Origin of the sequence: Flavobacterium tagetis (assembly GCF_016735615.1) — a bacterium.
Taxonomy (GTDB): domain Bacteria; phylum Bacteroidota; class Bacteroidia; order Flavobacteriales; family Flavobacteriaceae; genus Flavobacterium; species Flavobacterium tagetis.
This window is the reverse complement of record NZ_JAERSF010000003.1, coordinates 171,721-187,495: the sequence shown is the minus strand read 5'-3', so window position 1 is coordinate 187,495 and position 15,775 is coordinate 171,721. Positions and strand designations below refer to the sequence as shown.

Below are 15,775 nucleotides of genomic sequence, written 5' to 3'. Positions count from 1 at the left end.
ATCCCTAAGTCGAAGCATTTTTTTTAACTTCTAAAACTAGAAGCAATACCGGTTACAACATTTGAAGCACCAAAAGCAAACAGCCCTGAAGCAACTGCATTTTGACCTGCAAAAAATTGATTTTCCGCGATGGCACTACTAAAGAATAATCCGCCGGCAGCTCCTGCTACCAAACCAATTCCGATTAATGCAATTGTCCACCAAGGTTCTGGATCTGGAGGTGGTGGCGGATTTTTCCAAAAACGTCTCCACCAGCCTGGGTACTTGGTTCCGCACCAGCCCATTGCTAAAAATAAAGCAGTTTCCATAATTTCATGATTTAATTTGTACCTACTCTTTTGCTTTTCGGCTTACGCATTTGATTGAGGTAAAATTAGAACAAGCTAAATTTGATTTCACAAGGTAAACTACTGTTTTTCAAAGGGGAAAATTCCTGTTTTTTAATCCATTAACCATACTCTAATTAACATATAAGAATAGCTTAATGATATCTTAAGGCTGTTTATAAGGCTTCATTTCATTCGATAAATATCTTTGTCTCATGAAAAAAATGATTCAAAATACAGCCCTTATTGCTTTAATAATTCTTACAAGCCAGTTTACATTTGGTCAAAAAACTTCTTTACAAGGAACTGTTACTGACGGAAAAAATCCAGTAGAATTTGTTGATGTTATTTTAAAAAATGCTATCGATTCAACAAAAACAGTTAATTATAGTGTAACAGATGCTTCTGGAAATTTCTTTTTAGAAAATCTAACCCCAGGAGATTATCTGCTTCAGTTTAAACTTATAGGTTTTAAAACGAATTCTAAAAAAATAAAATATACGGGCAATGCCATTTCACTTGGTATAATTACTTTACAAGAAGATGCCAATCAACTTAATACCGTTGTTGTAAACTCACAGAAAAAACAGATCCAGAAAACTAATGAGGGTTTTGTTTTTAATGCTGTTTCGAATATTTCGCAAACAGGAGGAACCGCCACAGATATGCTAAAAAGCATTCCAACTGTTGCCGTTGATGCCGAAGGAGGTATTACGTTGAGAGGAAAATCTCCTATGATTTTGATAAATGGAAAAAATTCTGCTATTACCAACATGGATCAAATTGCGGCGAGCAGTATTGAAAGCATTGAAATTATTACCAGTCCAACCGCTAAATATGATGCCAATGCCGAAAGTGGCATTATCAATATAAAGCTTAAAAAGAACAACCTAAGCGGTACAAATGGTGCCGTAGCTTTAGGTGCAGGTTTTGGAGCAAAAGGAAGAGTCAATAGTTCTGTTCTATTTAATCATAAAACAGAAAAATGGAATTTTGGTTTAGGATATGATAATCGTTTTGCAGGAAGAACAAAAAAAATAAATGCCGACCGAACAAATTATTTTATTGATGATGAGCATTATATTCATCAAAATAGAAATGACGAACGAACTGAAGGTCTGCAGAATTTGAAATTAAATATCGATTTTTCTCCAAATGAAAAAAACAGCTTTTCTTTTGAAGCATTGGGAAATATTGAAACTCAAGACAATGATGAAACTTTATATACACAAGTAAACACAAGCTCCAATGCATTTTACTCCAGCAACAGAAGACATTCTTTAGAACTGGAACGTTCAAAAGTTGGTGAACTTGCTTTTACTTATGATCGCAAATTTGATGATGACCGAAAAAGTTTAAATACCTCAGTTACTTCTTCTTTCGGAAAACACAAAGAAAACACTGATATTGATACTTATAATTACGATGAATATCAGCAGCAGATTGGCGACGCACAATTAGAGCGAACACACAATTACGAAAATCAAAATATTTCTAATGCTATTGTAAATTATACTTTTCCAGTTTCTGAAAAATCAATCATAGAAACGGGTTACAAAGGAACTTTCAGATTTTTTAATTCAGATTTTGAAAGTGCTGATATGATTAATGGCGAATATGTCGTAAATCCGTTAGCGAGTAATACTTTTAAATTTAACGAACAGATAAATGCCGTTTATGGCCTGATGAATTCTTATATTGGCGACAGCGAAAATCCGAAATGGAAATACAATTTAGGTTTGCGTGCAGAAAATGTTTCTAATGCCGGAGCGACGCAAAATAATAGTGACCGATTCAGCAATAATTATTTAAAAATCTTTCCATCGGCTTCTTTACAGTTGAATTTAAAGTCAGATGAATTTATCAAACTAGGATATAGCAAACGAATTAATCGTCCTGATCTAGATGATTTAAATCCGTTTATTGACATTACAGATGCCCTGAATCCGCATGGAGGAAATCCGTACTTAAAACCGGAAATCATTCATATTGCTGAAATGAGCTATAACAAAAACTGGAAAAATTATTCCTTTTCAACCAATGCCTTTTACAGAAATGCAACTGATGCAATTAGACAATATGCACAGCTTTTGGACAATGGCGTAATTTTACTTCAGCCACAAAATATTGGAAGTACTGTTACATATGGTTTAGAAACAATTTTCACCCTTAAACCAGTTGGCTTTTATGATGCTAATATTAGTTTGACAGCTTTTCAGCAAAACATCAATGCAGACAATTTACCGCAGGCACAAGATATTGTAAACAGCGCTTTCAGCTGGTATGGAAAAATAATTAATAATTTTGTTCCGTGGAAGGGTGGAAAACTTCAGATTATAGGAAATTACAATTCTGCAGTTGCAACTCCGCAAGGAAAAAGAATTCCGATTTACAATGTTGATATGGGATTTCAGCAAAAATTAGGAAAAGGAAATGCTAGATTAGGTTTGGTTGTCACCGATATGTTCAACACTTTAGAAAGCGGTTATAAAAACAATACCCTTTTGTTTAGCAATCACCGAACCAACAAATCAGATACACGTGCTTTGATGATTACTTTTGCCTACACTTTCAGATCTGATTTTAAAGAAAAATTACTCGAAAATCAGTTTTCTACAGAGTAAAAACTTACTTAAAATAAATAAAACATAAAAATTTCATTCTTGTATTTTTAAGCTTCCATTCTATAAAAAAATTGGATTATATTCGCCCAGTAAAAAATCAGCCACTCGATTTTTTCGGCCCAAAAACACTTAAACCTACATAGAATGAAATTTTTAAAATTACTTTTTGTTTTCAGCTTATTTATTGCTGTTACGCCATCACATTCGCAAGTTCACGTAGATCAGATTACTTACAATTCAAAAGAACGTTATATTACGACTACAATTGGATATCCAGTTCAAGGAACTTACGCTCCTTTAAATCAAAAACAGCCTATTACAGTTTTAAATCCAGATGGAACAGGTTTTATTCAAGCTGAAGATTTAACCAAACAAAAAATCAATTGGGGAATCGAATGTACAGATGAAGGTGTTCCTGTTTTTAAAGAAGGATTCAATAGTGCGTCTTACACATTTTGGTACAGGCCAAACGATAGTGAAGAATGGTATTATTCTCAATTTTCTATTCACTTTGCCAAGAAAAAAATGTTTTTAATGGGCGAAAGAGTAAAAGAATATGTGGATTATAATGTTCAATAGCATATAAAACTTTGCCTTCCTTTTAAACATTTCTTCATTTTTGATAATAATTCCTATCAAAAAGAAAACGTTTTCGTTGATTTTTAATAGTCTCTATAAATTTTCCCATTAAATTTTATAAAACTGAAAATCATACCCAAATTTTATTTAATTTGCAATAAAATTCAATATATTAAACATGGTTTCAATCACACGCCTTTTTGATTTTCCCTATTATCAACAAGAAACTTACAACCTTCCAGTTGCTCTTGCAACCAAAAAAAATGGAGTCTGGGAAAAAACATCTAGCGAGGAATATATTGCAAAAGCAAATGCTATTTCGAGAGCATTATTGCGTATGGGCGTTCAGAAAGATGATAAAATTGCTTTAATTAGTTCAAATAACCGTACCGAGTGGAATATAATGGATATTGGTATTTTGCAAACCGGTGCGCAGAACGTTCCAATTTATCCAACTATTGCAGAAGAAGATTACGAATATATTTTAAATCACAGCGGCAGTATTTATTGCTTTGTTTCTGATGAAGAAGTTTTACAGAAAGTAAATGCTATTAAAGCCAATGTGCCTTCTTTAAAAGAGGTTTATTCTTTTAATGAAATTTCAGGATGCAAACATTGGTCAGATTTATTGGTCTTAGGTGAAGACAACAGTAATCAAAGCGAAGTTGAAGCTAGAAAAGACAGCATCAAAACGGATGATTTAGCGACAATCATTTACACTTCTGGAACTACAGGAAGACCAAAAGGAGTTATGCTTTCACACAAAAATATTGTGTCGAATGTTTTAGACAGCTCGCCAAGAATTCCGTTTGATCCAGGAAAAAGCACTGCATTAAGCTTCTTGCCTATCTGCCATATTTTTGAAAGAATGATTTTATACATCTATCAATATTATGGTGTATCGGTTTATTTTGGAGAATCTATTGATAAGATCAGTGATAACCTAAAAGAAGTTCGTCCAACTGTAATTACAGCTGTACCAAGACTTTTAGAAAAAGTTTACGATAAAATTTATGCTAAAGGAGCTGAATTGACAGGAATCAAGAAAAAACTATTTTTCTGGGCTATCGATTTAGGTTTAAGATATGAACCATACGGAGCAAATGGTGCTTGGTATGAATTTCAATTAAAAATTGCCCGCAAATTGATTTTCAGCAAATGGAAAGAAGGTTTGGGAGGAAATTTAGATTTAATGGTTTCTGGAAGTGCCGCTTTACAGCCACGTTTGACAAGAGTTTTTGCTGCTGCAGAAATTCCGGTTATGGAAGGTTATGGTCTAACTGAAACTTCTCCGGTAATTGCCGTAAACGATCAAAGAAACAAAGGCTTTAAAATTGGAACTGTTGGAAAACCAATTCGTAATGTAGAAGTGAAAATTGCCGAAGACGGAGAAATTCTGTTAAAAGGACCAAACGTAATGTTAGGCTACTACAAAGATCCTGAGAAAACTGCTGAAGCTGTTATTGATGGCTATTTCCATACAGGAGATATTGGAGAAATTGACAGTGAAGGTTTCTTAAAAATTACAGATCGTAAAAAAGAAATGTTCAAAACTTCTGGCGGTAAATATATCGCTCCGCAAATGATCGAAAATGCCATGAAACAATCTCGTTTTATTGAGCAGATTATGGTTATTGGTGAAGGCGAAAAAATGCCAGGTGCTTTTATTCAACCAAACTTTGAATTTGTAAAAGAATGGGCAAAAATCCATAAAATTACTTTAGGAAGTTCTGATGCAGAAATTAGTGCTAATGCTGATGTAATTAAACGTATCGATGAAGAAGTGGAAAGCATCAACAAAAAATTTGGACACTGGGAACAAGTAAAACGTTTTGAACTTACTCCAGATGTTTGGTCTATTGATGGCGGACAGCTTACTCCGACTCTAAAATTGAAACGTAAAATTATTAAAGAGATTTATAAAGATCTTTACGGAAAAATCTACGGAAACAATTAATAAATCAGAATAATATAACCAAACGAAAAGGCTGTCTTAATTAAGACAGCCTTTTTTAGTATTAAAAAACAGGTATTTTTACTTTGAACATCAAACCATAAATCCTGTATTTTAGCTTTATCTTCTACAACTGAAAAGCTATGCCTTGGAATATCCTTGAACAATTATGGAAACGTGCTGTTGAGCCAAAAAATGCTGATCTCGATCAAACAAACTGGAACAACGAAATCAAAACCTTGTATCAGTTGGGTATTAGTATGGAAGATACTTTACAGTTTTTATTTTTCGAAAAACCCGATTTTGAAACTTTTAAAATATGGGTTAATAGCCGAAAACGAAACTCTGCTCCCGAAATCGAAAATTTAACTGAAAATGTCCTGTCTGAACAAGATCTAGAATTCTGGAACCAAAATGGCTATGTAATTATTAAAAATGCCATTTCTAAAGAAGACTGCGAGGAAACTCAAAAAGCCATTTGGGAATATCTTAAAATGGATCCTAATAACAAAGAAAGCTGGTATGAAAGACATGCAGATCAAAAAGGCCTTATGCTTAATTTTTCTGATCACGAAACTTTAAATCGGAACCGTTTTTCTCCAAGGGTAAAAAAAGCATATGAACAGCTTTATAAAACCACTAAAATTTACAAAACGATTGACAAGGTAAGTTTTAATCCGCCTGAAACAGCCAATTTTAATTTTCTGGGAAGTCCGCTTCATTGGGATATGAGTTTGAAAAAACCTTTAACTTTTGGCCTTCAAGGATTGCTTTATTTAACTGATTGTGGACCAGATGACGGAGCTTTTCATTGCGTTCCTGGGTTTCATAACCAAATCGATGAATGGTTGGACAAAGTAGCACCTCATGAAAATCCAAGAACAAAAGCGTTACAGACTCTTAAAGCAAAACCAATTGTAGGAGATGCTGGAGATTTTATCATTTGGCATCAGGCACTTCCGCATTGTGCAACACCAAATAAAGGTGAAAAACCGCGAATGGTTCAATATCTCACTTATCTTCCAGATGATTATAATGCAACTGGAGAGTGGATTTAAACCATTCTAGTTTCTCAGGCACCAATACAAGATCTTAGCGATGTTTTTAGCATCATCAATGCCGCGGTGGTGTGTTCCTTCCAATGGAATATTTAGCAATTGTAGAGCGCCATTCATTCCTGTAGACCTCTTTAAGCCAAACTTCTCAGCAAAATGCTCTTTTACATTGATATGCTCCTCTCCCATCGGATATGGAATACCAAACGATTTACATTGTTTTGTCAACATATTCAAATCATATTGCCCATAACTTGCCCAAGTGTACAAATCAGGATTATATTCGTCAATTAACAAATCAACAGCTTCTTCAAAACTCACTCCGTTTTTATCCAGCAAATCCTGGGTAATAGTTGTCAGTTCGGTACAAAACGGACTAACGTTAGAACGCTGTGGTCTAATTAAAATTCCTTTGTTCTTCGAAATTTCTCCAGTTTCGGTATCTAAAACCGCCAATCCTATTTCAATAATTTCATTCTGCTGACCTTTCGGGACTGCTCCTTGCCAACACGTGGCTTCTAAATCGATAATAATAATTTTATCTGTTGTTTTCATTTTTTTAATTTTTAAATAATTGTTTTTTTAACCGCTAAGAGCGCTCAGATTTGTTTCACGCAGATCTAACAGATTGGAGCAGATTTTTTTTAAATAATCTTTTTAATCCTTATAATCTGTGGCTAAAAACTTTGCGTCTTCGCGTCTTTGCGAGATTTTTTAACCGCAAGGAGTGCTAGGTTTTACGCTAAGCAACGCTAAGATTAGTTTCAAGCAGTTTCAGCAGATTTGGCAGGTTTTTTAATAATCTAATCCTTTTAATCTCTGAAATCTATGGCTAATTTTTTTTTTTACTAGCTTCTTCGTGGCAAACCATTAGAAGAACATGCTTTTAAAATCTAGAAAGAAACTTCTTTTCTTAGACTTTTTTTCAGGCTTTTCCTTTTTAGCAGATTTCTTTTTTTCAAAAACTGCTTTAGCTTTCTCAATCCGTTTAACTGGTTTTATTTCTTCCGTTTTAGACATTTCATAGAACTTTTTAAAAGGACGTGGCTCAAAATCAACCAAAATAGCTGCCATGTTTATAGCATCAATGCTTGACGGATCTGTTTCTCCCTTGAAGAAAGTTTCGATAGGTCTGAACTTATCTTTCTTCTCCTTAAACTTATTCTTTTTGCTATGATCGAAATCTAAACCCAAAAGATTACTAAAAACATTCAAGTCATCCTTTGTTGGGTTGTTTTCGAAAATTAGCCAGCACAAATCACGAAGTTTTCCACGAGAAGGTTTGTACAAATAATCAAAGTATTTACCTTCTTTTTCTATCTCGTATTTTTTTCTAATTGCTTTTTTGTATTTTTCTAGTGTATTGTTTTGCATGGCATTTTTTTTTTTGCAATTCATGGGAATCTCAGGAAATCGAAGGTTTTCTGGGAAATCCAATATCACAAAAGTTTAAAAGCACCCTTGCTTTACCAGAGAAAAATCTCTATATGATATATATAATTTCCTTAAAACTTACCTTTTCTTTCCATAGGTTAATCAGTTCCAAATCTTTCTTTTTAATTGAGGCAAACGACAGTTCACTTGTCTCGAGTTTATCTGTTTGACCACTATGGTCCGACGTAAATCCTATTTCTTGATTCATCCTTAAATTTTTATTGTTAAACTTAATCCGTTAGTACTTACTACTAACCGTTCCTATTTTTTACTTCATTTTTATTCTTTCATGAACAAATATTACAATTGTTCTGCGCAGTTATTTTGCGTACATTTTTCTAAGTTTCTGAGCTGCTAAGATTCTAAGAGACTAAGTTTTTAAATACTAAGTATTCTTAACATTTGTCTGGGAAGCAGGATTCGAACCTGCGACCTCCCGCGTCCAAGGCGGGTAAACAACCACCGTTATCTTCCCAGTTTTTCTCTTTTGCCCCTTTGAGCCTCTGAACCTTTACACCTAAACAAAAAAAAAGCACCCAATTAAAGGTGCTTCTATAACAAATACGATATAACTATCCTATTGCCTATATTGATGCACCGACATGTAAAAGCATTCACGAAACGAAGTCGCGGCTACTAATTCTGGGTTGTGTATGTATAATTTAAAACTCATTTTATTTATTCTTTAAATTGAAATTGTTGTTGTTGTTGTTGTTGTTGTTGTTGTTGTTGTTGTTTTCTGAAATGCTTTGTTTCAAATTTGTTTGGCAAAGATATGATGGAAAAATTCATATTTCCAAATATTTTTCAAGAATAATTTTCTGACTATCAATTAGTTAACTTCAAAATGAAAGCAAAGAAATTCCTGTCCGCAAACTGGTGCAGATCTCTATTTTGTATCAAATGACTGTTACTCATCGGATTACTTTCCAAGACTATATCTCTCTATTTTTATTAATCATTAAACATTTTGGTTAAATATTTTTTTAGTTTTTTCTAGTTTTAGTTTGTTTTTCTATCATTTTCTTATCATGTTGAGCGAAGTCGAAGTGCTATAAAGCAAAAAAAGCGTCCTCAAATGAGGACGCTTTTTTATTTTATGATGAGTTTGACTCTAATTTTTAAATTAAATTTCATAAAAATACATATAGCATCCTGTACAATCAGCTGGAATATCTCCGGCCGAACGTTCAAAATTTTTGCTTGCTAAAAGTATCATATGTATTTTCTATTATTAATTGCAGATACAAATGTAGTATATTTTGTTATAATTTAACAAAATACACCTAAAATATATTTTTTTATAACAAAATCCTGCAAATTGATATTGCAGGTTTTGTTATAATTTTTGAGACAAAACTCTTTCGATGTGTCTAACATTACAATCTTAAGCATACGTCTTATCAATCTGACTCAAAATTGTTGGATCCTGAATTTCATTGTCTTTAGCAAACAACAAAACTTTAGACATTACCTCAGCCGATTTCGGATCGTCATCTGCAAATGGAAGAAACAAACGTCCTCTGTGTTGCGAATGAATTGGCAGTATCGACAAATATTTACCTGGAATCTGATGTACAACGGCACTTCCTAAATGAACGCTATACTCTGCCAATTGTCCTTTTATTATCGCATGGTTTCCTGTAATTTCTACATTCTTAATTTTAAATAAGCGCAATGTTTCTCTTAACAATACTGCTCTCATTTCGATAGAAGAATGACTCGCTTCTGGATCAACTCCGCCAACATGGGCAACGCTCACAACTAAATCAATATCGCGCATTACTTCTGAGAAAATTCTCGGATTAATATCTTCAAAAGCAATGTTTTTAAAATCTTTTAAAGAATGGAATTCGATAGTTTCTAAAGTCGGACTCTCAACATCTGCAGGCGAAAACCAATCTGCCATCGCATACATTTTTACCTGATAGCCTTCTTTATGGAAAACTTTCTGCAATCCTTCTTCGTAATCTACTTTCCAGCCTCTTGTTTTCAATAAAGCCAAAGTTTGATTTGGTTGAACTTGATGTCCTGCATAACGTCTTGAAATTGATTTCTCTTTCAATTCATCTGGCGTTGGAACATACAATTCTCTGAAAATCTGTTTAAAAGGCTGTTGTAATTTATTATCAAAACAATATTTCTGATAATCTACCCAAACATTATTTTTATGCAAATCGAAACAGTGTGCAATTCTGAAAGTCTGTTTTTCGTTTAACGAAATCATTTCTCCTAAACCAGTAACTAAACTTCCATCAACATAAAAACCAATCTGATTGTCATTAGAAATAAAAACTAATTTCTCTAGATGTTTTGAAATAATTGGATGCTCAAAAAGGTTTTGCATTTCTGCGAATAAAAACTCGTCGCCGCGAATCATACTTTCTTCCAAACCTTTTCTTGAACGAGTCCATTGCTCGCGCATCGTTTTTCTGTAATTCGTCAGTTCTAGAATTCCTTTGTCTTTTTTGTATTTCGGCGGAATCGATTTTAATTCTTTTCCTGCTTTATAAGTAACCAAATCAGCTTTTCCTTCATTATTAATGACCAAACTTATCGTAACATCATCTAAAACCACTTCGGTTTCTTTAGATAAAATATTCTGAACTTGCTTCGTTTCCATCGCCCAAGTCAAACGAACTGGATCCGGATAACCCGCATTTCTCGCTAAGTTTTCTAAAGCCACACGAATCGCCAAAGCTTCGCTCGCCTGTTTCATCGAACCGAATTCTTTGCTTTCTTTTTTAAACTGCTGTAAATATTCGTAACGCGCCAAAATATCTTTTTCTGGACTTGCTTTACTTAAAGGCACCAAACCGTAAACACGCAAATAATCCTGATCGCGTTTGTCTTTTACTTTGGCCGTAACTTCTCTAATTTTCAAATCGCCTGTAATGGTGTCTGCATATAATCGTGCGCGACGATGTCCGTTTCCATCTGTTACATATTTAGCCGATTCGTACAGCATTTCCCATTTGGCTTTGCCTAATTTTTTATAGGCCGAAACAAACCAATCTTTATCTACAGCACCATCTTTAAAATCTTGCAAATCTAAAGTCGAAAATCTCGCCGCTTCACTTTCTAATTCTGAATTTGTAGCACTGTAAGATGCCGTTTTGGTATGCGCGTGAAACCACCAAATTCCTTCGTCCAAACCATTCCAATCCAAATAACTGCTGATAAACTTTTGCCATTGTGGGGCATAAATTGCAGTCTGAATCAGTCTCTCTTCAGAGATTTTAGCTTTTTTAATTAAAGCATTAAAACTTGCCTGTGTATCAGTTTCTAACGGATAACATCTTTTCAATAAGAAACTAAATAATTTCTGTTTCGTTAAATCGGTGTAACTCCACGAATAAATATAACCTTTGTACAAACTTGCTTTTCCAAGCGCAGTAATCAATTCGACTAAGCGGTTTGCTCCAAAAACCTTTTGGAAACTCTGCACCAAATGCGTTACCGTAGTATTAGAATCTCCTCTTTTGACCTCAACATCCAAAAATGTTTCTCTGATTTTATCAATCATCAGAACTAAGAATGGAAACTTTTTAATTAAATCTTCGCTTCCAAAATGTCTGTAATGCTTCTTCTCGCTGGTTAAAACAGAAATTCTTTCTGGTTCTAAAATTCCCTCGTACAATTCGCCTTCGGTAATTAATTTTTGCTCAAACGCAACGCAATACAAATGAATTGGCGGTTTGGCAAAAGATCTGTTTTTTTCTAAACCGTTTAATTGTCTCCATCTATATAGATTCCAGACTTTAGTATTTTGTTCTTCTGTTAAATCAAGTAAACCAATTTTGTTCAGATAAATATCAAAAAAGCCTTGACTCTGCCAGCCATTTCCGTTGTTGTTATTGTAATAATACTCATCTTTAGCAGGCTTATACTCAAACTCTATTACAGAGTCCGGAAGATCGGCATATAATGCACTACAAGCGTCGATTAAGAAATCAGCCTTTTCACTAAAAACATATTTAATCTGCAATGCATTCAGAATATTCAAAATTGCATTGTCCCAATCGTAACCTCTTTTATTTTGGTGAGGCAGTAATTCTTTATAATAAAAAACATGCTTTTCTAGAAAATCTCTCCATATTTTTCGATCGCAATTGCTTACTAGCGTCATTAAAAACAAATCTCTATTGGCAAGACCTGATTTGGTAAACCATTCTTCCCAAACTTCATACAATGGATAATTAGTCGCTGCTAATTCTGAATTCTTTTCGTCTTTTAGATTTTTTAATGGTCTAAAAGAGTTTCCTAATAAAACAGTCGATTTACTATTATCGTAATTTTCAGTTTCGTATTCGTAATTTCTGTTTTCTTCAAACAATTTATAAAGCTTCGCAATTTCGCCTTTAATATGCGACATCGATTTGGAGAAACCGTATTGATGTTCTTTTACCGCTTTTGCATACAAAGAATCAGCTTTTGGTTTTGGCAATTCGTAAGCCGAAATTTCGTTTGGCGTAAAAAATCCGTAACCGTTTTCTGCACTTAAAAGGTCTTGTTTTTTTGAAGGTTCTAACTGCTCAATAAATTTGGTTTCTTTTTCGGTAATTTTTGGTCTTTGCAAATAATCTTTTACCCAATCATTAACCTTATCCGTCAGTTTATTGTTTTTCTGAAGCTGCAACATCACATCCAACATAGACATACGTTGTTCTAAATCTCCTTTTTCTATGGTCTGATTAACAAAATTGACTACTTTCTGATCTTCTTGTTTGATTAGAATCGACGTTAGATTTTTCTTTAAATTAGAATTTTTACGTTTAAATAATTCCTGAAAAATAAGCAACTCATCTTCCGTTAAACTCAAATCTTTTAAAACATTAACCGCCGAAGCCACAAGAGATTCGCCCCTGTCTTTTAAAATACGCAACGCAAAATTTCTTTGAAATTCAGTTGGCTCTGTTTTGGTTGGATTGTTTTGATTGCTATAGTAAGAATAGCTATAAAAACTTCCCAATAAATTTCTAGTAAGTTTCTCTCTTAAATTGATCGAGAAGCCTTCAAAATGTTGCAAAACCGCTTCTAATCTTTCGTTGTTATCGCCAACCAAATTAATCGCTGCGGCATAAAGCGTATCTCTTTCGAACTTTACATTTAACCACGAAAACACTTTTCCTTCAAAAGTTTTTTCTTTTTCTGTAATGCTTTGTGCAAGATTGTAAACTTTATCAAAGAAGTTCGGATAATCTGTGTTTTCGATATAAAACTTCGATTTTGTATTGGCTTCCAACAAAGCATTCATTCTCGGAACTGCAAATGCCAAAACCTGTAAATTCTCATCTTCTAACGCTTTAAAATAAAGGGGCATTTCGATATAAGGATCGTTGGTTTCTCCTGCAAATTTTAATACCAGCGATTTCTTTTCGACCGAACCTTTTTCTAATAATTCGTGCAAATACGGAACTGTTTTCTCGACATCTAAAACACCTTGAACCCAAAGCGCCATGTAGACTTCGTTATTATTTTTGCTTTTTACACCAGTCGCAATCGTTTCTGGTTTTGAAAAATAACCCGAAGCCAACTCGATAATATTACGAACTGTAGTTTCTTTTTCAGAATCCCAACCCAAACCTGTCCACGTGTCAATCGCTCTTACAACCGATGAAAAACGAGTCAGTTTATTATCAATAAGCACTTTGATCATGTATTGCAAAGCGCCGATACTCGTTTCGTCTAAAGCTTCCAGAATCGTCTGGCGCAAACCTTCCTGACGCTGAGCCGCCAGAAGCAGTTTTTCTACCAGCTCCCAGTTTTCCTGCTTTTCGCTGTTTAAAAGGGCTTTGATGATATTTCTAGACACTTTCCCGTGCGGATCTTTATTGAAAATAATGTCTTCAAATAATTGAAAAAGTCCTTCTTTACCAGAATCCAATGCAGCAGACCAAACCATGAATTTAGTAATGGTATTTGAAATCTCGGTATCGTAACGAATTTCATCTTCAATACTCAAATTATAATAAAAAGTGGTGCTGTCCTGATAATTGTATTTGTAAGGTCCGTTAAGCAAAGAACGCAGAAAATTAATCTGATTGACCAGCAAATAACTTTTATGATTAGGCGCTCTAAAAGCTCTTCGCGTATACCCGTTCTGATACATTTTTTGAGGCAATCTGCTCCAAGCTTCTTTCACATATGCGGCATTTTCTTCGCCAAAAAAGTAAAGCAGCAAGTCGTAATAGTTTTTATCTTCCCATATATCCTCTTTTACCAAAGTGGCAAACTTTTCGGCTTCTTTAGAACCCAGCGAAATATAATTGCTGTAATAATTGTCCTGAAGTTTCAAGAGTTCTAGACCAAACTCCGCCACTTCTTTTTTCAGTTTTTTTCCAGAAAGTAATTTAGAAAGCAAATTACTGTTTACAATTTCTTCCAATTCTTTTTTAAATCTCTTAATTGGATTTTCTATTACTTTACTTTTTAATAAATCTTCAATTGTCATATTGTTTATTTTAGATTTCTGATTTTAGATTTTAGATTACTTCACTTTGTCTTCCTTAGCGAAGTCGAAGGATTTCCCCAAACAGATTTTGGAATTTGGGATTTATTTTTTGGAATTTAACTACCAGTAGCTTCCCGCCAAAAACGTAAGCCTGATAAAAGTGAGGTTTTTATTCTGAGATAAATCGATTTCCTCTGTTAACGTTTCTAGCTGATCGTCTCCGTAGAAAACAGCGTACAAACCATCTTCAAAAGCTACAATGGCATTTTCTTGCGCTTTGGCCAAATCTACTTGGTTGTGATTGTACAGCGCGCCAAAACCAACTTTTCCGGTATCGGTAAGAATAGGTAAATAATTTTCTTTTGGAAGATGGATTTTGTCTTCGTCTTCAAACTCAAAGGATGAAGAACGGAACAATTGTACCTGATGATCAACAATCGATTCTATGAGTTTTTGGGTAGTAATAATAGGATTTTCTACTGCTAGATCTATATTCTTTTCCTGAAGTAGCGGATGTTTTTTTCCTAATTGTTTAACTGAGATGTTTATATTCATCTTTATCGGCTTTTATTTTGAAAGGGTAATGTAAGAATTTTAGAGTGATTTGTCCTTAAAATAATGTCTTTTAAATGTTAAAAAAATATTAGAAATAAACTCTTGAACATAATTATTTTCAACACATAGAAACATAGTCTTTTCTTATGTTTAAAGGCGTTTCACTAATTTAAATTCACATAGTTTAGCTATTTTCAAAGTTTTTTTCGTCGAGTTTGTCATTTCGACCGAAGGGAGACTCGAGCGATAGCCAACAGGCGAAGCAAATCTCCACAAGTAGCTCTACAAAGATTGGCAATATACGTTGCGGAGTTACTTGCGAAGATTTCTCCTTAAGTCGAAATGACAAGATTGTGTAGGTTATGTCAATATTATTTACAGAACTTTATTTCTTATAAAATTACAAATCGATCTCAAAAAAATACCCTGCCAATTGGTATTGGCAGGGTTTGGGTTTTTATTCGGATAATTTACGATTGCTTACACAAGCCTTCTGAATCTGCTTCTCTGAAAATGGCGATAACGTTTCTGCCAGATTTCGGCTGGTTCTTAAACAGCTCAATATTTTTTGCCTTAAATTGATATCGTCGCCAAACTCTGTATGCATTAATAGCTCGAAGATTTCCTGCAAATACATGGGCTGTTCTTTGTAATCTCCCTCAAACAATTCGTCTGAAAGGAAATTAATTACGGATGGCACTACATCACGATGTGTTGGTTTTTGATTTTCTTTTGACATAACGGAAAATTTTAAACGCACGAAATCCCTCATTTTCGGTTGTGTCAAAACATCT

The 15,775-nt window shown here is 33.9% G+C and carries 10 protein-coding genes and 1 tRNA gene; 4 read left to right on the top strand and 7 right to left on the bottom strand.

The genetic code is table 11. The features are described from left to right. Nucleotides 1-23: 23 nt before the first annotated feature. On the bottom strand, nucleotides 24-308 hold the full coding sequence (locus JI750_RS14940) for a hypothetical protein (RefSeq protein ID WP_202003558.1): 285 nt from the start codon (nucleotides 306-308) through the stop codon (nucleotides 24-26). Nucleotides 309-541: 233 nt separating this feature from the next. Between JI750_RS14940 and JI750_RS14935 the strand changes: the two genes are divergently transcribed. From JI750_RS14935 to JI750_RS14920, 4 genes are all read left to right on the top strand, one after another. Beyond that, a complete protein-coding gene (locus tag JI750_RS14935; protein ID WP_202003555.1) occupies nucleotides 542-2,950 on the top strand; it encodes a TonB-dependent receptor domain-containing protein in 2,409 nt (802 codons plus the stop codon). A gap of 144 nt (nucleotides 2,951-3,094) precedes the next feature. After that, the gene (locus JI750_RS14930) at nucleotides 3,095-3,529 is read left to right on the top strand and encodes a hypothetical protein (protein ID WP_202003552.1); all 435 of its coding nucleotides are present in this window, start codon (nucleotides 3,095-3,097) and stop codon (nucleotides 3,527-3,529) included. Nucleotides 3,530-3,707: 178 nt separating this feature from the next. After that, on the top strand, nucleotides 3,708-5,486 hold the full coding sequence (locus JI750_RS14925; RefSeq protein WP_202003549.1) for an AMP-dependent synthetase/ligase: 1,779 nt from the start codon (nucleotides 3,708-3,710) through the stop codon (nucleotides 5,484-5,486). A 140-nt stretch (nucleotides 5,487-5,626) separates the two neighbouring features. Beyond that, nucleotides 5,627-6,541 (top strand): phytanoyl-CoA dioxygenase family protein, encoded by a 915-nt coding sequence (locus JI750_RS14920; RefSeq protein ID WP_202003546.1) that lies wholly within the window; start codon nucleotides 5,627-5,629, stop codon nucleotides 6,539-6,541. 6 nt (nucleotides 6,542-6,547) lie between these two features. On the opposite strand, the gene JI750_RS14915 is transcribed toward JI750_RS14920, so the two are convergent. The 6 genes from JI750_RS14915 to JI750_RS14890 all read right to left on the bottom strand — a co-directional run bounded on the left by JI750_RS14915 (nucleotide 6,548) and on the right by JI750_RS14890 (nucleotide 15,720). After that, complete coding sequence (locus JI750_RS14915; protein ID WP_202003544.1) at nucleotides 6,548-7,093, bottom strand: 3'-5' exonuclease; 546 nt, start codon at nucleotides 7,091-7,093, stop codon at nucleotides 6,548-6,550. A gap of 315 nt (nucleotides 7,094-7,408) precedes the next feature. Then, nucleotides 7,409-7,912, bottom strand: a complete 504-nt coding sequence (locus JI750_RS14910; protein WP_202003541.1) for a hypothetical protein — start codon at nucleotides 7,910-7,912, stop codon at nucleotides 7,409-7,411. A gap of 465 nt (nucleotides 7,913-8,377) precedes the next feature. Next, a tRNA-Pro gene (locus JI750_RS14905) sits at nucleotides 8,378-8,449 on the bottom strand. 910 nt (nucleotides 8,450-9,359) lie between these two features. Then, entirely contained in the window at nucleotides 9,360-14,426 is a 5,067-nt protein-coding gene (locus tag JI750_RS14900; protein ID WP_202003538.1) for a DUF4132 domain-containing protein, read from the bottom strand. 120 nt (nucleotides 14,427-14,546) lie between these two features. Continuing rightward, nucleotides 14,547-14,981, bottom strand: coding sequence for a hypothetical protein (locus JI750_RS14895; RefSeq protein WP_202003535.1), 435 nt, complete (start codon nucleotides 14,979-14,981; stop codon nucleotides 14,547-14,549). 457 nt (nucleotides 14,982-15,438) lie between these two features. Next, on the bottom strand, nucleotides 15,439-15,720 hold the full coding sequence (locus JI750_RS14890) for a hypothetical protein (RefSeq protein ID WP_202003532.1): 282 nt from the start codon (nucleotides 15,718-15,720) through the stop codon (nucleotides 15,439-15,441). Between the last annotated feature and the right edge of the window lie 55 nt (nucleotides 15,721-15,775).